At 69.9% G+C, this 19,953-nt stretch carries 23 protein-coding genes; 19 read left to right on the top strand and 4 right to left on the bottom strand.

Annotation, left to right across the window (positions count from 1 at the left end; genetic code table 11):
• Positions 1-12: 12 nt before the first annotated feature.
• The 11 genes from LTT61_RS20550 to LTT61_RS20600 all read left to right on the top strand — a co-directional run bounded on the left by LTT61_RS20550 (position 13) and on the right by LTT61_RS20600 (position 9,340).
• On the top strand, positions 13-939 hold the full coding sequence (locus LTT61_RS20550) for a bifunctional MaoC family dehydratase N-terminal/OB-fold nucleic acid binding domain-containing protein (RefSeq protein WP_233015698.1): 927 nt from the start codon (positions 13-15) through the stop codon (positions 937-939).
• Positions 940-986: 47 nt separating this feature from the next.
• Positions 987-1,400 carry a MaoC family dehydratase gene (locus LTT61_RS20555; RefSeq protein ID WP_233021116.1) on the top strand — a complete coding sequence of 138 codons (414 nt, stop codon included), beginning with the start codon at positions 987-989 and terminating at the stop codon, positions 1,398-1,400.
• 71 nt (positions 1,401-1,471) lie between these two features.
• Positions 1,472-2,644 carry a lipid-transfer protein gene (locus LTT61_RS20560; protein WP_233015699.1) on the top strand — a complete coding sequence of 391 codons (1,173 nt, stop codon included), beginning with the start codon at positions 1,472-1,474 and terminating at the stop codon, positions 2,642-2,644.
• 101 nt (positions 2,645-2,745) lie between these two features.
• Entirely contained in the window at positions 2,746-3,183 is a 438-nt protein-coding gene (locus LTT61_RS20565; RefSeq protein WP_233015700.1) for an NUDIX hydrolase, read from the top strand.
• 119 nt (positions 3,184-3,302) lie between these two features.
• The gene (zapE, locus tag LTT61_RS20570) at positions 3,303-4,250 is read left to right on the top strand and encodes a cell division protein ZapE (protein ID WP_233015701.1); all 948 of its coding nucleotides are present in this window, start codon (positions 3,303-3,305) and stop codon (positions 4,248-4,250) included.
• 214 nt (positions 4,251-4,464) lie between these two features.
• Positions 4,465-5,388 carry a DUF4129 domain-containing protein gene (locus LTT61_RS20575; RefSeq protein ID WP_233015702.1) on the top strand — a complete coding sequence of 308 codons (924 nt, stop codon included), beginning with the start codon at positions 4,465-4,467 and terminating at the stop codon, positions 5,386-5,388.
• Positions 5,385-5,888, top strand: a complete 504-nt coding sequence (locus LTT61_RS20580; RefSeq protein ID WP_233015703.1) for a hypothetical protein — start codon at positions 5,385-5,387, stop codon at positions 5,886-5,888. Before LTT61_RS20575 ends, LTT61_RS20580 begins: the two co-directional genes overlap by 4 nt.
• A 31-nt stretch (positions 5,889-5,919) precedes the next feature.
• Positions 5,920-6,882, top strand: coding sequence for an AAA family ATPase (locus tag LTT61_RS20585; RefSeq protein WP_233015704.1), 963 nt, complete (start codon positions 5,920-5,922; stop codon positions 6,880-6,882).
• Entirely contained in the window at positions 6,879-8,153 is a 1,275-nt protein-coding gene (locus LTT61_RS20590) for a DUF58 domain-containing protein (RefSeq protein ID WP_233015705.1), read from the top strand. Before LTT61_RS20585 ends, LTT61_RS20590 begins: the two co-directional genes overlap by 4 nt.
• Positions 8,150-8,665, top strand: coding sequence for a hypothetical protein (locus tag LTT61_RS20595; protein ID WP_233015706.1), 516 nt, complete (start codon positions 8,150-8,152; stop codon positions 8,663-8,665). Before LTT61_RS20590 ends, LTT61_RS20595 begins: the two co-directional genes overlap by 4 nt.
• A gap of 177 nt (positions 8,666-8,842) precedes the next feature.
• Positions 8,843-9,340, top strand: a complete 498-nt coding sequence (locus tag LTT61_RS20600) for a flavoprotein (protein WP_233015707.1) — start codon at positions 8,843-8,845, stop codon at positions 9,338-9,340.
• Here LTT61_RS20600 and LTT61_RS20605 read toward each other — a convergent pair whose 3' ends face one another.
• A complete protein-coding gene (locus LTT61_RS20605) occupies positions 9,341-9,550 on the bottom strand; it encodes a hypothetical protein (protein WP_233015708.1) in 210 nt (69 codons plus the stop codon).
• A 730-nt stretch (positions 9,551-10,280) separates the two neighbouring features.
• On the opposite strand from LTT61_RS20605, the gene LTT61_RS20610 reads away from it, so the two are divergent.
• From LTT61_RS20610 to aat, 4 genes are read left to right on the top strand one after another with little or no spacing between them, the layout of a single operon-like run.
• Positions 10,281-11,228: a helix-turn-helix domain-containing protein gene (locus LTT61_RS20610; RefSeq protein WP_233015709.1), complete on the top strand. Its 948-nt coding sequence runs from the start codon at positions 10,281-10,283 to the stop codon at positions 11,226-11,228.
• Positions 11,218-11,415, top strand: coding sequence for a DUF397 domain-containing protein (locus tag LTT61_RS20615; RefSeq protein ID WP_233015710.1), 198 nt, complete (start codon positions 11,218-11,220; stop codon positions 11,413-11,415). Before LTT61_RS20610 ends, LTT61_RS20615 begins: the two co-directional genes overlap by 11 nt.
• 43 nt (positions 11,416-11,458) lie before the next feature.
• Entirely contained in the window at positions 11,459-11,857 is a 399-nt protein-coding gene (locus LTT61_RS20620) for a DUF4870 domain-containing protein (RefSeq protein ID WP_233015711.1), read from the top strand.
• Positions 11,858-11,897: 40 nt separating this feature from the next.
• Positions 11,898-12,635, top strand: coding sequence for a leucyl/phenylalanyl-tRNA--protein transferase (aat, locus tag LTT61_RS20625; RefSeq protein WP_233015712.1), 738 nt, complete (start codon positions 11,898-11,900; stop codon positions 12,633-12,635).
• A 337-nt stretch (positions 12,636-12,972) separates the two neighbouring features.
• Here the strand turns inward: aat and LTT61_RS20635 are convergent, their stop codons facing one another.
• The 3 genes from LTT61_RS20635 to kstD form a co-directional block, all read right to left on the bottom strand.
• Positions 12,973-13,866, bottom strand: coding sequence for an NAD-dependent epimerase/dehydratase family protein (locus tag LTT61_RS20635; RefSeq protein ID WP_233015713.1), 894 nt, complete (start codon positions 13,864-13,866; stop codon positions 12,973-12,975).
• A gap of 62 nt (positions 13,867-13,928) precedes the next feature.
• Positions 13,929-14,792 (bottom strand): MaoC/PaaZ C-terminal domain-containing protein, encoded by an 864-nt coding sequence (locus LTT61_RS20640; protein ID WP_233015714.1) that lies wholly within the window; start codon positions 14,790-14,792, stop codon positions 13,929-13,931.
• Positions 14,792-16,474, bottom strand: a complete 1,683-nt coding sequence (gene kstD / locus LTT61_RS20645; RefSeq protein ID WP_233015715.1) for a 3-oxosteroid 1-dehydrogenase — start codon at positions 16,472-16,474, stop codon at positions 14,792-14,794. The genes LTT61_RS20640 and kstD overlap by 1 nt, the downstream gene beginning before the upstream one ends.
• 95 nt (positions 16,475-16,569) lie before the next feature.
• Here kstD and LTT61_RS20650 point away from each other — a divergent pair, with 95 nt between their 5' ends.
• The 4 genes from LTT61_RS20650 to LTT61_RS20665 all read left to right on the top strand — a co-directional run bounded on the left by LTT61_RS20650 (position 16,570) and on the right by LTT61_RS20665 (position 19,916).
• Positions 16,570-18,171, top strand: coding sequence for an FAD-binding protein (locus tag LTT61_RS20650; protein ID WP_233015716.1), 1,602 nt, complete (start codon positions 16,570-16,572; stop codon positions 18,169-18,171).
• Entirely contained in the window at positions 18,172-18,954 is a 783-nt protein-coding gene (locus LTT61_RS20655) for a 2-keto-4-pentenoate hydratase (protein ID WP_233015717.1), read from the top strand.
• A gap of 97 nt (positions 18,955-19,051) precedes the next feature.
• Positions 19,052-19,522, top strand: a complete 471-nt coding sequence (locus LTT61_RS20660) for a hypothetical protein (RefSeq protein ID WP_233015718.1) — start codon at positions 19,052-19,054, stop codon at positions 19,520-19,522.
• 91 nt (positions 19,523-19,613) lie between these two features.
• A complete protein-coding gene (locus tag LTT61_RS20665) occupies positions 19,614-19,916 on the top strand; it encodes a hypothetical protein (RefSeq protein ID WP_233015719.1) in 303 nt (100 codons plus the stop codon).
• Positions 19,917-19,953: the final 37 nt, after the last annotated feature.

Consider the following 19,953-nt stretch of genomic DNA (forward strand, 5'->3'; position numbering starts at 1 on the left):
AAGGGAAGCTGCGTGAGTACTCCGGAGGCAATCCGTGCCGCCGCCGAGGAGATCAGGGCCAGGGGCGAGTCGTCGCCGCGGGCCGGGCGCGACCCGGTGAACCGGCCCATGATCAACAACTGGGTCGAGGCGCTCGGCGACCGCAACCCGATCTACGTCGACGACGAGGCCGCCCGCGCCGCCGGGCACCCCGGCATCGTCGCCCCGCCCGCCATGGCCCAGGTCTGGACCATGCTCGGGCTGACCGGCGACCGCCCGGCCGACGACCCGATGACGGCCACCAACGAACTGCTCGACGCCGCCGGCTTCACCTCCGTCGTCGCCACCAACTGTGAGCAGACCTACCACCGCTACCTGGTCCCCGGCGAGCAGGTGACCGTCACCAGCAGGCTGGACGAGGTGGTCGGCCCGAAGCGCACCGGGCTCGGCGACGGCTGGTTCCTCACCTACACCATCACCTGGCGGGTGGGGGACGAGGTCGTCACCGAAATGCTGTGGCGGCTGCTGAAATTCGCGCCGGGAGCGGCGAAACCGGCCGCGGACAAGGGGCAGCGGGTGAAGCCGCTGGTCTCCCAGGACACCGAGTTCTTCTGGGCCGGGACGAAGGCGGGGGAGCTGCGGATCCAGCGCAAGCCGGACGGCACGCTCCAGCACCCGCCGATCCCGGCTATCTGGCAGGACAAGACCGAACCGGTCGACTACGTGGTGGCGAGTGGCCGCGGCACGGTGTTCAGCTACGTCGTGCACCACGCGCCCAAGGTGCCCGGCCGGACGCTGCCCTTCGTGGTGGCGCTGGTCGAGCTGGAGGAAGGGGTGCGGATGCTCGGCGAACTGCGCGGTATCGAACCGGATCAGGTGACCGTTGACCTGAAGGTCGAGGCGGGCTTCGAGCAGCTCGACGACGACACGGTGCTCCCCTTCTGGCAGGTGCGCGCATGAGCGAGTCAGGCACGGTAGCGGAGCGTGGGCACGGGGGGCCCTCGCTCATGCGCGATGGACACAGCGTGAGCGTCGAGGTCGGCACGGTGCTGCCGGAGCTGGCGATCCACGCCGACCCCACCTTCGTGATCAGCACCGCGCTCGCCACCCGCGATTTCCAGGACGTGCACCACGACCGGGACAAGGCGGTGGCGCGCGGTTCGAAGGACATCTTCGTCAACATCCTCACCGACACCGGGCTGGTGCAGCGCTTCGTCACCGACTGGGCCGGGCCGGACGCCATCGTTCGCTCGATCAAGCTGCGGCTCGGCGTCCCGCTGTACGCGGGCGACACCCTGACCCTGCGCGGCGAGGTGACCGCGATCGACGGCGACGACGTGCACCTCGCGGTCACCGGCAGTGACAGCCTCGGTGACCACATCACAGCGAAAGTCGTCATCACGAAACGAGATTCGGCATGAGCGAGTCGGGCCCGGAGGCGGGAGCGCAGCGTAGCCACGGAGGGCCCTCGTCCATGCCCGGAGGACACAGCATGAGCGGCTTGTCCGGGAAGGCCGCGATCGCGGGGATCGGCGCCACCGACTTCTCCAAGGAGTCCGGCCGCAGCGAGCTGCGCTTGGCCGCCGAGGCGGTGACCGCCGCGCTCGCCGACGCCGGGCTCACCCCCGCCGACGTCGACGGCCTCACCACCTTCACCATGGACACCAACCTGCAGGTGGCGGTGGCGCGGACGGTCGGAATCCCGCGGCTCACCTTCTTCAGCCACATCGGCTACGGCGGCGGCGCGGCCTGCGCCACCGTGCAGCAGGCGGCCATGGCGGTGGCGACCGGGGTGGCCGACGTGGTGGTCGCGTACCGGGCCTTCAACGAGCGCTCGGTGTCGCGATTCGGGCAGTTCTCCAGCTCGCTGGCGGCGGCGCCGACCTCGTCCGGGATCGACGCCGGGTGGTCGTACCCGCACGGGTTGGGCACCCCGGCGGCGCAGGTCGCCATGGTGGCGCGGCGCTACATGCACGTATACGGGGCGACCAGCGCGGACTTCGGGCGGGTCGCGGTGGCCGACCGCAAGCACGCGGCGGTGAACCCGAACGCCTTCTTCCACGGCAAGCCGATCACGCTGGACGACCACCAGAACTCGCGCTGGATCGCCGAGCCGCTGCACCTGCTCGACTGCTGCCAGGAATCGGACGGCGGGGTCGCGCTGGTGATCGTCAGCGCCGAGCGGGCCAAGACGCTGCCCAACCCGGCCGCGGTGATCACCGCCGCCGCCCAGGGGAGCGGCGCCGACCAGTACGTGATGACCAGCTACTACCGGGACGCGCTCACCGGGCTGCCGGAGATGGGGCTGGTCGGCGACCAGCTCTGGGCGCAGAGCGGGCTTCGCCCGGACGATATCCAGACGGCAGTGCTCTACGACCACTTCACGCCGTTCGTGCTCATGCAGCTGGAGGAGCTGGGGTTCTGCGGGCGCGGGGAGGCGCGGGACTTCATCGCCGACGGTGCGATCGAGCTCGGCGGGCGGTTGCCGTTGAACACCCACGGTGGGCAGCTCGGGGAGGCGTACATCCACGGGATGAACGGCATCGCCGAGGGGGTCAGGCAGTTGCGCGGCACCTCGGTGAACCAGGTGCGGGACGTGCGGAACGTCCTGGTCACCGCTGGTACAGGGGTACCGACCTCGGGGCTGATCCTCAGCGCGGCGTGAGCGGGATCCGGTCCGGGGCGGGAGGCCCGTCCGCGACGGCACGCGATCCGCTGGCACGCTGAGTCCGGCGCGCACATCGGGCGCCGGAGAGGAGCACCCCCGTGATCACCCGGCACCTGGTCGACGTGCACGTCCTGCTCACGAGGCAGGACGAGATCCTGCTCAGCCTGCGCCGCAGCGGCGACGAGTTCGACGCCCGCTGGCACCTGCCCGCGGGCAAACTCGAGGCGGGCGAGCCCGCAGCGCGCGGCGCGGCCAGGGAGGCGGCCGAGGAGACCGGGGTCGAGATCGACCCCGCGGACCTGCGCCTGGTGCACACCGCGCACGTGGTGAGCCCGACCAGGGATTCCCGGCTCGGCCTCTTCTTCCACACCGAACGCTGGTCCGGCACCCCGGAGAACCGCGAACCGGACAAGAGCTACGAACTCCGCTGGTTCCCGCTCGACGCCCTCCCGGCGGACCTCATCCGCTACCCGGCGCTCGGCATCGCCGGCTGGCGCGCAGGCGTTCCCTACAGCGAATTCGGCTGGGCGGAGTAGCGGTCCGCGGGTCGGCGCCCGCGCGAGCGGCTCCGGCCGCGCGCCGGTCGGCTCTACCCGGTGTGCATCTGCTCACGACCGCAACGGGCAGCCGCCCCGATGCGTTAGAACCGGAAGCGATGTCCGAACCAACGCTCGACCCCGCGCAACGTGCGGCCGCCGACGCCCTCGCCGCCCTGCTGGACCGCCGCGGCCGGGTCCGCAAACCGGGCGGCCCACGCCCGGCAGGCGTCTACCTGCACGGCCGCCCCGGCCGCGGCAAGACCATGCTCATGGACCGCTTCTTCGCCGTCACCTCCTCGAAGCACAAGGCGCGGATGCACTTCCACCGCTTCTTCGCCGAGCTGAGCGCCGCCGTCCGGATCACCGGCTCCATGCGCACCGCGGTCGACATGGTGGTCGGCGACGTCGACCTGCTCTGCTTCGACGAGTTCCACGTGGACGACGTCGGTGACGGCATGCTCATCGCCCGCCTGCTCGACGTGCTCTTCACCCGACGCGTCCTGGTAATCGTCACAGCGAACCAGCCCCCGGCCGAACTGCTGCCGGATCCGATTTTCCACGAGGGCTTCGAGCCGACCATCGCGCTCATCACCGAACGCCTCACCGTGCTCGCCGTGGACGGCCCGCGCGACTACCGCTCCGGCGGCGGGCGCGGCACCGGCGGATTCGCCGGCGGCAGCTACCTCGTCACCGGTGTCCTGCCCGAACTGCCGCCGCCCGGCCGCCCGCTCCGCCGCGCCCTGCGCCCGGTCCCCACCGACGACGGCGTCGCCCTGACCTTCACCGCTGTCTGCGGCGATGCCGGTGCCGCCGCCGACTACCTCGCCCTGGTCGCGGCCCATCCGCGCATCACGCTCACCGGCGTCCCCCCGCTGCGCCTGGTGCCGCCGACCTGGTCCGCGCGCCTGGTCACCTTCGTCGACGTGCTGCACGACGCGGGCGCGCAGCTGACCGTCGAGGCGACCGTCCCGCCCGCCGAACTCGCCGCGGACGCCGGTCCGATCCCCGGCCTGGCCCGCATGCTCAGCAGACTCGGCGAACTGACACCTGTTCCTGCCTCCTGAGACTGTGGAGTGAGATTCCACAGAAGACGCCGGTGCGGTTTGTGGCCGAACCCGACCAGTCTGCAAGATCGCTGGTGAGAGCGGTTTGTGCGCCCTCCGGATGTCACCGATTCGGGCTCGAGCGGACCACTCGGCATGTAACTATGTGGGCGAATTCGGTGTGATCGGGGTTGGTGAACTGAACGTGGCAAGGGCGCGAGCGCCGATCGCACGCGTGGTCGTATCGATCGCGCTGCTCTGCTGTACCGTCGTCGCGCTCCGCGGCCACCTGCCGGGTGCCGAGGCGGCGCGTCCGCCGGAGCCAGGCGCGCCGTCGGCGCTCACCCTCGCGCTCATGCCGGTGCTGCTCACCGTCTCGGTGGTGATCCTGACCGCCGGGGTGATCGCCTCCAGGCACCGGCTGCCGCTCGCCGTGCCCGAGCCCGAGCGCGACGAGGAGCGCGAGCTCGGCAAGCTGGGGCCGATCGGGGTGCTCGTGGTCGCCGGGCTGGCGCTGCTCGCCATGTCGCTCGCGGTCGGATCGGTGGCCTACCTGCTGCGTGCCACCGCGCCGGAGGAGGAGCCGGGCCCCGTCGTGCTGCCGCCGTCGCCGACCGGCACCGCCCCGCTCACCACCGACGCCCCGCCCCCCGACCCCGGCTCGGCACCGCTCGGCCTGGACGGCACCGCGCTGCTGCTCACCGCCGTCACCGCCGCCGTGCTGCTCGGCGCCGCGCTGATCGGGCTGATCGTGGTGCTCTTCTCCGGTCCGCAGGCCCGCAGGCGGGTGCTCGTGGCGCCGCCGGAGCCGGAGACCTCGAGCACCATCGACTCGCTGGCCCGCGCCGCCGAGCTGGGGCTGGCCGCCATGAACGCCCCCGGCCAGGACGCCCGCACCGCCATCATCGCCTGCTACGTGGCGATGGAGCGCGGCCTCTCCGCCGACCGCGCCGCCGCCCCGCTCGCCTCCGACACCCCCATGGAGGTGCTGGCGCGCGCCTTCGAGCACGGCGCGCTGCGCGACGCGTCGGCCCGCGAACTGGTCGCCATGTTCGAGGAGGCGCGGTTCAGCCCGCACTCCATGCTGGAGTGGCAGCGCATGCGCGCCGAGCAGCTGCTCCGGGTCGTCCTGGCCGACCTGCAGGGGGAGATGGCATGAACCGTGCTGGTGCGGTGGCGGCGGGCGCGGCCCTCGTGCTCGTCACCGAGCTGATCGCCTTCCGGGTCGCGCGTGAGCCGGCGCTGATCGTCGCGGCGGTGCCGCTGGCGCTGGTGCTGTGGATGCTGGCCAGGTGGTGGCTGAGCGAGCGGCCGCCGTTCAGCGAGCCGGAGCTGCCGCCCTCCGACATGGAGAACGGCCCGGCCGAGATGCTGGAGCGCTGGCACGCGCGGGCGGCCGTGCTCGCCGACCGCGCCGACGGGACAAGGGCCGACTGGGACAAGCACCTGCGTCCCATGCTGGCGAAGGAGTTCGAACTCTCCACCGGGCTGCGGATCGCCAAGAACCGGAGAGCCACCGAGGCTGCGGGATTGCAGCAGTTCGGTCCGGAGCTGTGGCGATGGGTGGACCCGACCGATTCGGCGACTCGCGACCATGTCGGTCGCGCGCCGGGGCGGGCGGCGCTGGACGAGATCCTGCGCCGATTGCAGCGGTTGTGACAATGGGGTCGAGGGAAATGCGGGTGTTCACATGACCATGCCGATGGACGCTACCGTTCACCGCAGCGAGGCCATCCTCCGCGAGATGTCGCGGGTGGTGGTGGGTAAGCGCGACGAATTGCAGCTGATTCTGGTGGCTGTGCTCGCGGGCGGCCACGTACTGATCGAGGACCTGCCCGGCCTGGGCAAGACGCTCATCGCCAGATCGTTCGCCGCCGCGCTGGGGCTGAACTTCACCCGGGTGCAGTTCACCCCCGACCTGCTCCCCGCCGACCTGCTCGGCTCCACCATCTACGACATGAACACCGGCCGCTTCAACTTCCGTCGCGGCCCGATCTTCACCAACATGCTGCTCGCCGACGAGATCAACCGCACCCCGCCCAAAACCCAGGCCGCGCTGCTCGAGGCGATGGCCGAGGGCCAGGTGAGCATCGACGGCGAGACCTTCCCGCTGCCCGACCCGTTCATCGTGCTCGCCACCGACAACCCCATCGAGTACGAGGGCACCTACCCGCTGCCCGAGGCCCAGCTGGACCGGTTCGCCATCCAGCTCCGGCTCGGCTACCTCTCCGAGCACGACGAGACGCAGATGATCCGGCGCCGCCTGGAGCGCGGGTCGGTGCCGCCGCAGGTCGGGCAGGTCGTCGACGCCCAGGGGTTGCTGGAGATGCGGCAGGCGGTGGAGTACGTGACCGTGCATCCCGACGTGGTCAGCTACGTCGTGGCGCTGGCCGCCGCCACCCGGGCGCACCCGCAGGTCGAGGTGGGCGCCAGCCCGCGCGCCGAGCTCGACCTGGTGCAGATGTCCCGGTCGAGGGCGCTGCTGCTCGGCCGGGACTACGTCATCCCGGAGGACATCAAGGCACTGGCCGTCTCCGCCATGGCGCACCGGATCACGCTGCGGCCCGAGATGTGGGTGCGGCGCATCCGCGGCGAGGATGTGATCTCCGAGCTGCTACGCCGGCTTCCGGTGCCGCGCGCCACGAACTCATGAGGCATCGGGACGCGGGCGCCACCGTCGAGGCGGAGCTGCGGTGGCGGCCCGCTCCGCTGGTCTTCATGCTGCTCGCCGTCGCCGGGGTCGCGCTGCTGCTCGCGCTGGTGGTGCAGCGGTGGCAGCTGGTCGTGTTCGCCGCGCCGATGATCGGGGTGCTGGTCACGGCGCCGTGGCAGCAGTCGCGGACCCGTATTCAGGTGGACGGATTCGGGACGCTGCGGTGTTTCGAGACCGAGGAGGTGACGTTCGAGGTCGCCGCCTTCGTCGACGACGGGCACGCGCTGCTCCGGATGACGCCGGAGCCGCTCGCCGGGCTGGCCGTGCACGTCGAGGGGAGTTCGGATTCCGGGCTCGCCCCGGCCGGGTTGAAACTCGCGCTCTCCGCGCAGCGGTGGGGGCGGTATCCCGCCGCGGTTCGCGTTTCCGCGCTGAGCCCCGCTGGGCTCGCCGTGGCTACCGCTGTGCTGCCCGCCGGGCAGCTGTACGTGTATCCGATCACCGATCCGCAGCGGCTCACGCTGCCGCGCATCGACATGCCGGAGCGGCTCGGCGTGCATCTGACCCGCAAGCACGGGCCCGGTGTCGAGTTCGCCGATATTCGCGCGTACGCGCCCGGCGATCAGCTGCGGCTGGTCAACTGGCCGGTCAGCGCGCGGCGCGGAAAGCTCTACGTCACCGAGCGGTTCACCAACCGCTCCGCCGACGTCGTCGTCCTGGTCGACACCTCCCAGCAGGCGCCCGGCCCCGCCACCGACTCACTGGAGCTGTCCGTGCGCGGCGCCGCCCAGGTGGTGCAATCCACCCTGCAAGCCGGTGATCGCACCGCCGTCGTCTGTCTCGGTGAGACCCCGCGCTGGTTGCGGCCCGATATCGGCCGCCGCCAGTTCTACCGGATCGTCGACACCGTACTGGACGTCGGTGACGAGCACATCCCCACCACCGGCACCCTCGCCCCGCACGCCGCCGTCCCCCTCGGCGCGATCATCGTCGCCTTCTCCACCTTGCTCGATACTCAATTCGCGCTGGCCCTCATCGATCTCCGTAAACGCGGGCACGTGGTGATCGTGGTCGACGTTCTTCGCGGCACGCCATTCCGTGCGGGGCTCGATCCGACGCTCAGCAAAATGTGGCAGTTGGAGCGCACCGCCATGTACCGGGACATGGGGACGGTCGGCGTCGACATCGTCGGCTGGCCCGAGGACGCCCGGCTCGACCAGGTCATGAAGCTGATCCCCGAGCACCGCCGGATGATCCGAGCCCGCCGATGAAGCGCTTCCTCGCCGCTCTCTCCGGGATTCTGCTCGCCGTCTCCGTCTGGGTGGTCGAGCCGTGGTTCGCCCTCGCCGTCCTGGCCCTCGCCGCCATCGGCCTGTGGTTCCGGGTCGCCGCCGTCGCCGCGGTCCTCGTCGCCGTCGGGCTCGTCGCCGTCGCCGACGTCGACCTGGTCGTCTGCGCCGCGGCCGGGCTGGTCGCCACCACCTACCTGCTGAACAGCGCGACCGTCACCGCCCCCGCCGGCGTAGTCCCCACCACCATCCCCTCCGTAGTCGGCGCCCTCTTCTTCTCCGGCTGCGCGGTCCTGGCCGCAAGCGTCCCCCTCGACATCCCCTACGCCCCCCTCGCCGCCCCCGTCCTGATCCTCGTCCTCTGCGCCCTGGTCCTGCTCGGAGTAGCAGTGCGCCGCAACGGTTCCCGATCCGAACCTGCCTTACCGCCGAGCCCTGAGCTGAACCCGGCCCCTGCCGCCGCAACCTCGGTCGAGGCAGACTCCGAGCCCTGAGAACTCCACGCATAGAGCACGGATCGAACTACCGATCGTCGGCCTCGGAAAACCACTACCTGTGCAGTCGGCTCGGGGTGGTATGACGAGGATGTTGGTCATAGCGGCACGGTATGGCGACCATCGTCGTCATAAGCGGGGTTCCAGCCGGCACTTCCGGTAGGCCATGATCACGCGATGCCCACCCTCTACCTGATCATCTGCGCCGCGGGCACCGCCCACCGCGCCGCCGACATGGTCCGCTCCGCCCAGGCCGAGGGCTGGTCGGTGCACTGCATAGCCACCCCCGCCGCCGTCGAACACTTCCTCGACATCCCCGAACTGGAAACCGTCACCGGCCACGAGGTGCGCACCGCCCACCGCAACCCCGGTGACCCGCCGCTCCCGCCCGCCGACGCCGTGATCGTCGCCCCCGCCACCTACAACACCATCAACAAATGGGCAGCGGGCATCGGCGACACCTACGTCCTCATCAAACTCGCCGAGTTGACCGGGCTCGGCATCCCCATCGTCGTCGTCCCCTACGTGAACTCCGTCCTCGCCGCGAACCGCGTCTTCCACCGCAGCCTGGCCGAACTCCGGGAATCCGGAGTTCGCGTCATCTACGAACCCCATCCACCCGGCGGAGGAGCTTTCCCCTTGGACGCCGCGCTCGCCGCGATCAAGGGTGGATGATCACGGTTCCAGGAAGAGGCGTTCGTTCGGTAGGCGCGGTGCGTTCACCGAGCCGTGTGGGCTGACCCGCACCTTTTCAGCGAGGCGGTGGTGTTCGAGGTCGCAGACGAAGACGAGCGCGGCAGTGAGACAGGCGGCGAAATGGAACTCGAGTCCGCCGATCAGGAGGGTGAGCCAGACATCGGGCTCGTGCGGGCGTGGTGAGGGCATGGTCAGGTGCGGGCCCAGTGCGCGAGAGCGACGGCCAGGCGCTCGAGCAGTTCGCGTTCCGGCGAGGGAAGGGCATACGCCGGCGGCGGTATCGGCTTCGGCTTCCTGAGGGGAAGTGGGTCCGGAGCGTTCATCGCTCAGCCGCGCATTTGCGCAGAGCGGCGATCACCGCGCTCCGGGGCGGTAAAAGGGCGCTGGTTGGCGGCACGATCCAGATTCGTGCGGGTGCGCGCCGGAGCGCCGGGGACGGGAGCGGAATGTCCGTCTCCGCGATTATTGCGGCGTTGAACTCTGTGAATCCGTCGGGTGGGTGGTCGTCGGGCAGGTCGACCTCGGTCAGAAACATCCACCGTCGGGCAGGTGGATAGCAGGACACCGGCCCGCCGTGTCCGGTCGACTCGAGCCGGGCCGCGACGGCACCCCCGAGCCTGGCAGGCATGGTGAGCGCGGAAATCTCGGCACCGGGTACAAGGATTTGCCGAGCACACCATTCGGGGATGTAGGCGGGGATGCCGCACACGTTTCGGTAGTACGCACAGCGTTGCTTCGTGGTGGTGCCCCACGGCGGTGTCCTGGTGTTCATCGAAACCCCTGCTCTCGACCGGCGGTTTCGGCCATGGAACAGCGGCTGCGGAGTATGGTCTCGCCGAATCGGGGTGCCCGATCGGATTCGCTCGTCGGCCCAGGGGTGTGCCCGTCGCAGGTGGGAGCAGGTATTCGTAGCGGGTCCGTGGCCGCACCCGAAATGGGTGCACCGGCGGACCCGGAATGGGGGAAGTTCATGGATCAGGTCCAAACGGCATCGACACTGCCGCGTCGGCAACTCGGTCGATACCTCCGTGAATGGCGGTCGCGGGTCGGCTTGACCCAGGCGGCGGCCGGGCGGTTGGTGGAGATGAGCGCCAGTGCGCTGCAACGGATCGAGGCGGGTGAGACGACGCGGCTGCGCGGCCGCGATATCGAAGCGCTCTGCGATGTGTACGGGGTGCCGCCGGAAACCACCACGGCGTTCGTCGGGTTGGCACGGCAGGCAAATGTGAAGAGTTGGTGGCACCAGTACGGGGATCTGATCCCACCGGATTTCAACGTTTACGTCGGGCTGGAATCCGTTGCGGCGAAGATTTATTCATATCAACCCGAGTTGATTCCGGGGCTCCTCCAGACTCCGCAGTACGTGTACGAGTTGATCCGGAACCGGCAGCCGGAAGGCCCGGTGGTGGAGTGGGAACAGCACGTCGAGTTCAGGGCGCATCGGCGGACGATCATCAACCGGCGAACGGAGCCCGTTCGCCTCGATGTCGTGATCGGCGAGGCTGCCCTGCGCAGACCTGTCGGAAGTCCGGGGGCGATGGCGAGGCAGTTGCGGCACCTCGCGGATGTGCCCGGCCAGTTGCCGCACGTCACGGTCCGGATATTGCCCTTCGCGGCGGGATTTCCGGGTGGAGTCTCGCTGTCGCCCTTCGTCATTCTCGGGTTCGGCGAAATGACGCCCGGCGAGCCGATCGAGCCACCGGTCGTCTACCTCGAAGCAGTGGTGGGCAACCTCTACCTCGAAAAGCCGGACGACACGTCGAACTATCATGAGGCGTATGACCGGCTGGCGCGTGCCGCGCTGGATGAGGTGGCAAGCAGGCAACTGCTTCGACAGGTGGCAAGGGAGTACGAACGTGGAGCATGACCTTCCGGAGTTGACGTTCCACAAGAGCACCTTCAGCCAGGCAGGCGGAGAGTGCGTCGAGGTGGCCGAGGCACCGAACGGCGACCGCTACGTCCGCGACTCCAAGAACCCCGCCGCCGGCACCCTCCGCTTCACCGCCGGTGCGTGGACGGCCTTCACCCACGGTGTGCGCAGCGGAGAGTTCTGAAACCTGGGATCGGTAGGTGCCGCGCCTGGCATCTACTTACCGCATGACATCTGCACAGCTTCCCCAGAACAACCCGCACTCCACCGGCCTGGACAAGAAGACCAGCGCCATCCTCTCCTACGCCCTCGGCTGGCTCACCGGAATCGTCTTCCTCTTCCTGGGCAAGCACGACCCCGACGTGCGCTTCCACGCCGCGCAGTCGATCGTGTTCTTCGGCGCGGTCTCGGTGCTCAATATCGTCCTGAGCATCCTCGGCTCGCTCCTCGGCGCCCTGGGAATCATCTTCAGCCTCGCCGGATTCGCCCTCTCGGTCTTCGCCGCGGTCGTCTGGGTCATGGCCATGCTCCAGGCGAACAGGACCGGCGGGGTCCGCGCGGAACTGCCCATCGTCGGAAAGTTCATCGCCCCGTACGCCGATCGCCTGGCCGGCGGCGTCAACTGACGGCAGGAAGCATGCCGCCCGGGTCGGTAGCGTCTGTCCGATGACCGACGCTGCCGACCTGATGCGGTTGTACCTGGCCGATCCGGACCAGCCCTTCCCGCCCGTCGAGCTCGCAGACCCCTCCGGGTTGATCGCCTTCGGCGGGGAGCTGTCCCCGCAGCGGCTGCTGGACGCCTACGCCTCGGGCATTTTCCCCTGGTACAACCCCGGTGAGATCATCCACTGGTACTGCCCGGACCCGCGCAGCATCCTGGTCCCGACCGATCTGCGCGTCACCAAGTCCTACCGCCGAGCCGTCGACAAAGCCGATTACGCGGTAACCATGAATCGCGCCTTCGCCGAGGTGATGGTGAAATGCGCCGAACCCCGTGCCGACGAGGACGGGACCTGGATCGGCGACGACATGCTCGCGGCCTACCTGCGACTGCACCGCCTCGGTCACGCGCACTCGGTCGAGGTGTGGCGCGACGGCGCCCTGGTCGGCGGCCTCTACGGCGTCGCCCGCGGCCGCTCCTTCGCCGGCGAGTCCATGTTCTCCCGCGCCCGCGACATGTCCAAGGTCGCGCTGTACTGGCTCTGCGCCCAGCTCACCGCCTGGGAGTTCCCCCTCATCGATTGCCAGATCGCCTCCGGCCACCTGGTCTCCCTCGGCGCCATCGAGATCCCCCGCGCGGACTACCTCTCCCGGCACGCCCGAGCCGCCGACCTCCCCGGCCCGCCCGGCCGCTGGCAGTTCGACATTTCGGTCCCGGCCTCGCCCGACCACCTACCGGCATGAGTGAATGAGTTTCGTGGCTGACAGAGCGATCAACGCGGAGCACGTCACCGACGAGATGGTGCGAGCTTGGGCGGAGGAGGCGGAAGCGGGCTACAACGTCGAGCTGCTGAGAAGGCGCGGCCGACCGACGAAAACATACAGCGCGAGTGTTTCTCGCGACGAGGACGCCTGGTTGATCGAGGTGCCCGAGATCGCTCGGGTCACGCAGGCTCTCGAGCTCCGGCAGGTCGAAGGTATGGCTCGCGACCTCATCGCCATCATGGACGATGTCAACCCGTCCTCGATCGAACTTCACATCGAGTGCGTGCCGATATCGCCGCCACACGGTCGACGGGACTCAGCGGAGCGTTCTGACCTGGGTCGACCAGGCGTCCCGGACGATCTCCTCGAGCTCCGAGTGCCGGGGTGACCAGCCCAGGTCCGCGATCGCTCGCGACGGATCGCTGATCGATACCGCCGGTTCCGACGCCGCCGGGCGGTATTCGAGCGGAACCGGCCGACCGCTCACGCGCTCGACCGCCGCGACGACATCCTTCACGCTGCTCCCCACCCCGCTCCCGACGTTGTACGTCACCGCCTGCGAGACTGCGGGCAGGTGGTCGACCGCGGCGGCGAAAGCGTCGGCGGCGTCGGCGAGGTGCAGATAGTCGCGGACGGCTGATCCGTCTCCGTTCACCGTGAGCGGTGTCCCGCAGGCCGCTGCCGCGAGGGCGCGGGGGAGGAGGCGGGTTGGGTCGGGGTCGGAGCCTCCGGTGATGTTCAGCATCCGCAGGGTGATGGCGGGGAACGACTCGAGCGCCAGTTCGGCGGCGAGTTTGCTGGCGGCGTAGGGGTGCGGCGGGGCCGGGGGCAGGTCTTCGGTCATTGGCTGGCGGTCCGGCGTGCCGTAGACCGAGCCGGTCGAGGCGAAGACGATGCGGCGAACCGCGGCCGAATTCATGGCGTCGAGGAGCGCGAGGGTCCCGCTGGTATTGGTGCGGAAGTAGCCCAGCGGGTCGGTGAGCGACTCGCGGGCTCGGGTGCGACCGGCGAGGTGGCACACCGCGTCCACATCCCGGATGGCTTCCCGGAGCGACCTGGGATCGTGCAGGTCGGCGACCCGGGCCGGGCCGGATGCACCGACTCGGCCCGGCGCCCGGACCATCGGAATGGGTTCATGGCCACGGCCGCGCAGCGCTGCGACAACGGCCCGGCCGACATAGCCGTTCGCTCCGGTCACGAGTACCCGCACCGGGCCATCATGGCAGTTCGGCGCGGGTTCGTGAGCGTTTCCGGGCTTGGGGAGGGGAGGACCTACTCCGCGACTCGCAACTCCACGTCTGCCAAGACCGGCGCGTCATCCCGCTCGACCACGGTCACCCCGAGCGTGACCACATCTCCGGACTTCCACCCGCGAATCCGCAACGTCTCCCCTGGGAAGACCACCCCGGCGAACCGCGCCCGGAACCCGCCGACCTTCGAAACATCGCTGCCGAGAAGCGCATCCGTCGCCGCCTTGCAGGTGATCCCGTACGTGCACAGTCCGTGCAGAATCGGCGCCGGGAACCCGGCCCCCTTGGCAAACCCCGGATCCGAATGCAGCGGATTGCGATCCCCGCTCATCCGATACAGCAGCGCCTGCTGCGGCAGAATCGGCACCAGCTCCTCGAAATCCGGAGCGGACGAGGGAATCTCGACCTTGGTCGAAGGCCCCCGCTCCCCGCCGAACCCACCCTCACCCTTGGCGAAGATGGACGACCGATCCGTCCACAGCGGCTCCCCGTCGGAGCCGACGACGGTCAGCTCGCGAACCACGACCGCGGCAGACCCCTTGTCCCACACCTCGGTCACCCGACCGGACAACGTCGCCTTCCCGGAAGCCGGAATAGCCCGGTGCAGCACGATCTCCTGATGCGCGTGCACCACCTTCGCCAGGTCGATATCGACCCCGGGGTAACTCACCTTCGGCGGCTCGGTCTCGTGCACGGTCGGCGCGACGGCCGCGAAGGTGGGCAGCACCTGCGGGGCCACGTCGTCCAGGTAGCGGAGCTCCGCGGGGTCGGTCCAGCGCGTGCCCGCGCCGAGCCCGAGGTGATAGATCTGCACGTCGGACGGCGTCCAGGAGAACGAACGTCCGGGCAGTTCGGCGCCGAGCGCGCGGTCGAGATCGATGGGCATCAGTGAACCTCCTTGGCCTTCTGCTCGACGATATCCATGACGGCCAGGTACCCGAAGGTCAACGCGGGGCCGATGGTGGCGCCGGGGCCCGCATAGGTGTGGCCCATGACCGGCGCGCTGACATTGCCGGAGGCGTACAGCCCCTCGATCACGCTCTGATCCTCGCGCAGCACCCGGGCCGCGGTGTCGGTGACGACGCCGCCCTTGGTGCCGAGGTCGCCGGGCACGAGGACGACCGCGTAGAACGGCCCCTCCTCCAGCGCGCCGAGGCACGGGTTCGGCTTGACGGTGGGATCGCCGTAGTACTTGTCGTACGCGCTGTCCCCGCGGTGGAAGTCCTCATCGACGCCGGTCTCGGCGAAGCCGTTGAACCGCTCGATGGTGGCGGCCAGCTTGTCGGCGGGCACCTTGATCTTCTCGGCGAGCTCGGCCAGCGTCGGCGCGGTGACGATGTGGTCGTTCTCCAGCCAGCGCTTGGGAATCCGCTGCCCCGGCTGCAGCCCGGCGAAGATGTAGCGGTTGCGGTAGCGCTGGTCGAAGACGAGCCAGGCGGGGATGTTCTCGCCGGGGCCATCGCCCTCGCCGTACTCGCCGCCGTACATGGTGTGCACCGCCTCGACGTACGGCGCCGACTCGTTGCCGAACCGTTCGCCGCGATCGTTCACGATGACGCACCCGGGCAGGTTGCGCTCGGAGAGGCAGAACCAGGGCTTGCCGCCCTTGAAGATGGTCGGGCCCCACCAGGCGTCGGCCATGATGTCGGTGTCGGCGCCGAGCTCGAGCGCGGCGCGGTGGCCGTCGCCGGTATTGGCGGGGGCGCCGGTGGTCCAGTCGGTGGTGATCGGGGCGCGCTGGTACTTCGCGCGCATCTCCGCGTTGTGGTCGAACCCGCCGGTCGCGAGCACCACGCCGCGCTTGGCGGTGAGCCGCACCGCCTCGCCGTTCTGCTCGGCATCCACCCCGACCACCCGGCCGTTCTCCACGACGAGCCCGGTCAGCGGCGTCTCCAGCAGCACCGGCACGTTCGCGTCGAGCAGCCCCTTGCGGATGGCGGCGGCCAGCGCCTGCCCCATCCCGAGCAGGTGCTTCCCGGTGAGCCGCGCCCACGTGGTGCGCGCCCCGACCTTCGCGGCCCGCAGCATGCCACGCGGGTGCCTGCGGATCAGGTTCAGCTGCTTGAAGTCGGCCTGGGTGACCACGACGTTCAGCGGCGCCTTGCTGTAGTTGGGCTCCAGCTTGAACCGCTCGGCACCGAGCACCTTCGCGTTGAAGGGCTTGGGCTCGCAGGAGCGCCCCTCGGCCGTCCCGCCCGGCGCCTCTGGGTAGTAGTCGGAGTACCCCGGCACCCAGTTCATCTTCAGCGGCGTGTGGTCGAGCACGAAGTCGAACGCCTCGGCGCCGCGGTCGATGTAGGTATCGATCCGGTCCTTCGGCACCACCTCGCCGATGATGCTGTGCAGGTAGGTGCGGGCCGCCTCGCGGTCGTCCGGGCGGCCCGACGCCTTCAGCGCCTTGTTCCCCGGAATCCACACCCCGCCCCCGGAGCGCGCGGTCGACCCGCCGTAGTGCGCGGCCTTCTCGATGACCACGACGCTGAGTCCGTGGTGTGCCGCGGTGAGGGCCGCGGTCATTCCGGCGGCGCCGCTGCCGACCACCACCACGTCGTATTCCCGATCGCTCATGTAGAACACGTTATAGAATGGACGCGGCTTTGGTCTATGTCGAGTGGCAGATGACTCGAGAACAACCAGGTAACTCGTTTCAGTTCGGAGTGTGAATGGTCTGGGATAGCAGTGCCGACGTCGTCGTGATCGGTGCCGGGGCCGCGGGCGCCGCCGCCGCGCTGGAGGCGGCGGCAGCGGGGGCGCAGGTGCTCGCGCTCGACCGGTTCGCCGGCGGCGGGGCAGCGGCGCTCTCCGGCGGGATCGTCTACGCGGGCGGCGGCACCAGCATCCAGCGTGCGGCCGGGGTCACCGACGATCCGGCGTGGATGCTGGCGTATCTCCAGCGCGAGGTCGGCGACGCGGTCGCCCCGGAGACGCTGCGCCGATTCGTCGACGAGAGCCCCGCGCTGATCGACTGGCTGATCGAGCACGGCGTCCCCTTCGATCCCGCGCTCTGCCCCTACAAGACCTCCTACCCGAACGACGACTGGTACCTCTACCACTCCGGCAGCGAGCTCTCCGGCGCCTTCGCCGACATCCCGCCCGCGCAGCGCGGGCACCGGGTGAAGGGGCGCGGGGTCTCCGGGAAGAAGTTCGCCACCGGGCTGCTCGCCTCGATGCGCAGGGCCGGGATCCAGCTCGAGACCTGCACCCGCGCGACGACCCTGCTCACCGATGACACCGGCGCGGTGATCGGCGTCGAGTGCGTGACCATGAACAGCGCACCCCGCCGCGTGCGCGACCAGTTCGCGCGGATGGCGGCGCTCGCGGCCAAGCCCGGCATCTACTACCCGCCGCTGCGCAAGGCGATGGAGCAGCGCATGGCGCGGCTCGAGCAGCGCTACGGCGTCACCACGAGGGTGCTCGCCAGGCGCGGCGTGATCGTCAGCGCGGGCGGCTTCATCGCGAACCGGGAGATGGTGCTCGAGCACGGCCCCGAATTCCGGCACGGCCTCGCGCTCGGCACCACCGGCGACGACGGCAGCGGTATTCGGATGGCGCAGCGGGCGGGTGCCGTCACCGCGCACATGGACAACATCTCCGCCTGGCGCTTCCTGCTCCCGCCCAGCGCGTTCGCGGGGGCATTGCTGGTCGACGCGGCGGGCACCCGCGTCATCGATGAGACCCGCTACGGCGCGGCCGTCGGCGGCAAATTGGTCCGCGAGCACGGCGGCCTCGGCTGGCTGCTGGCCGACGACGCGGTCGCCCGGCGTGCCTTCGGGCAGATCCACCGGGAGGGCGCCTGGTTCCAGCGCGCCCAGTTCGAACCGGTGCGCCGCCGGGCCGTCAAGGCCCCGACCATCGAGCAGGCGGCCAGGAAGGCGGGTATCGACCCGGCCGGGCTGCGCGCCACCGTCGAGGCGCACAACGCCGCCATCGCGAACGGCACGCCCGACCCCGTCGGCAAGCCGGCCGAATTCCGCGAAAACTGCGCCACCGGCCCGTTCTGGCTGTTCGATGTGGGTATCAAACCCAGCCTGACCAACCCCTGCCCGATGCTCACGCTCGGCGGCGTCGTGGTGAACGAGGAGACCGGGGCCGTGCGCGACCGCGACGGCGCCGACATCCCCGGCCTCTACGCCGCGGGCCGCACCGCCGTCGGCATCTGCTCGCGCTCCTACGTGAGCGGGCTCTCGCTCGCCGACTGCGTCTTCTCCGGGCGGCGCGCCGGTCGGGCGGTGGCCGGGGCGGACATAGTGGAAGGAATCCGATAGGTGCTCTCCGAGGCGGTACGCATCGAGCTGGCCGACGAACTCGCCGTCGCCGAGCGCGAACGGGTCGCGATCGACCCGCTGGTGGCCAGGCACCCGGATATCGACGTGGTCGACGCCTACGAGATCCAGCTGCTGAACATCAGGCACCGGGTGTCGAACGGCGCGAAGGTGGTCGGGCACAAGGTCGGGCTCTCCTCGAAGGCCATGCAGCAGATGATGGGCGTCGATGAGCCGGACTACGGCCACCTGCTCGCCGAGATGGAGGTTTTCGAGGACCGGCCGGTGCCCGCCGCGAACTACCTCTTCCCGCGGGTCGAGGTGGAGGTCGGCTTCGTGCTCGGCGCCGACCTGCCCGGGGAGGAGTGCACCGAAGCCGACGTGCTGGCCGCGACCACCGCCTTCGCCCCCGCGATCGAGCTGATCGACTCGCGGATCAGGGACTGGAAGATCGGGCTCTGCGACACGATTTCGGACAATGCGTCGTCCGCCGGGTTCGTGCTCGGGCCGGAGCGGGTGGCGCCCGGCGAGATCGATGTAAAGAGCATCGATGCCGTGCTCACTCGCAATGGCGAGCTGGTCGCGGAGGGGCGCAGCGATGCGGTGCTCGGTGACCCGGTGATCGCGGTGGCGTGGCTGGCGCGGAAGGTGGCGAGCTTCGGAGTGCGGTTGAAGGCGGGGGACATCGTGCTGCCCGGCTCCTGCACGCGGGCCATCGATGCCCGGTCCGGGGACGACTTCCTTGCCGAGTTCGCCGGACTCGGTACTGTCCGGCTGCGCTTCTAGTAGCGCCACCCACGCGGAGTCACGGGGAGTTGCCGGTCGGGCGCAGCCGGTATGCGCTACCGTCCGGCATCTGCCATGATTTTGCTAGAATCATGGCATGACGATGTTCCAGGTCAGTGATCTAGCGGGAGCACGACGCCGCGAATTCCTCGATGAAGCCAAGCAGGACTCGGCTTCGCTGCGGGATACCGATGGCTCGGTCCTGGTCATGCTCGCGGCTCGCCGGGTGGCGGCGCTGCGGGAGGCGGCCTCGGTGGCGACGCTGCTGTTCGCCGTCGAAGCCGTGCTCGCGCGAACCGACAAGCCGACGCCGGTCGAACTGGGCGGGCTGGCTTGGCTGGCGGAGTTCGATGCCGACGACCGGGCCGAAGCACTGTCCGAGATCAGGAACGCGGTCGCGCTCACCGTCGCATCGGAGGATCCGGCGCCACTGCGCGAGGTGCTGCACGCATGGGCGACCACCGCATCGGTCATGCGTGATCCCGCGCGCCGAGCCATCCACACCGCCCCGGCGGGCGAACTCGAGTTCAGCGAAGTCGAGGCTCCGCGTCCGGGCGATGATGACTGAGGGTGATCCGCAACCCGGCGCCTACCGTCCGTTCGTCGCCGCCCGGTCACCCGGCGGCAAGCCGCGGGAGAAGCCCAGCTAACGGGTGCTCGTGCACCGGCAGTACGTGCACGTGTGGAACGAACTCGCCGACCGCGTCGGCCTGACCGCGGCGTGTCAGTTCTGGGATCACGTAACCGCCACGCCCGGCCGACCACCGTCGGTGGGCAGCTCGACGATGCTGCGCGGCAAACATCACGGTCCCAAGTGGGCCGGCTACTCGCGCACCATCCACTACGAGATCAGTGGTGCCGGGCGGATCGACTACCAATACTGCGGTGACACGCGAGAAGGTGCGGACGGCGATCCGCACGCGGTCGTCAAGATTCTGACTATCGACCTGGGTAGCCATTGAGTGACTGACGTCTCACGGGTTCCTTGTCAGCTTCTCC

The organism is Nocardia asteroides (genome assembly GCF_021183625.1).
Classification (GTDB): domain Bacteria; phylum Actinomycetota; class Actinomycetes; order Mycobacteriales; family Mycobacteriaceae; genus Nocardia; species Nocardia asteroides_A.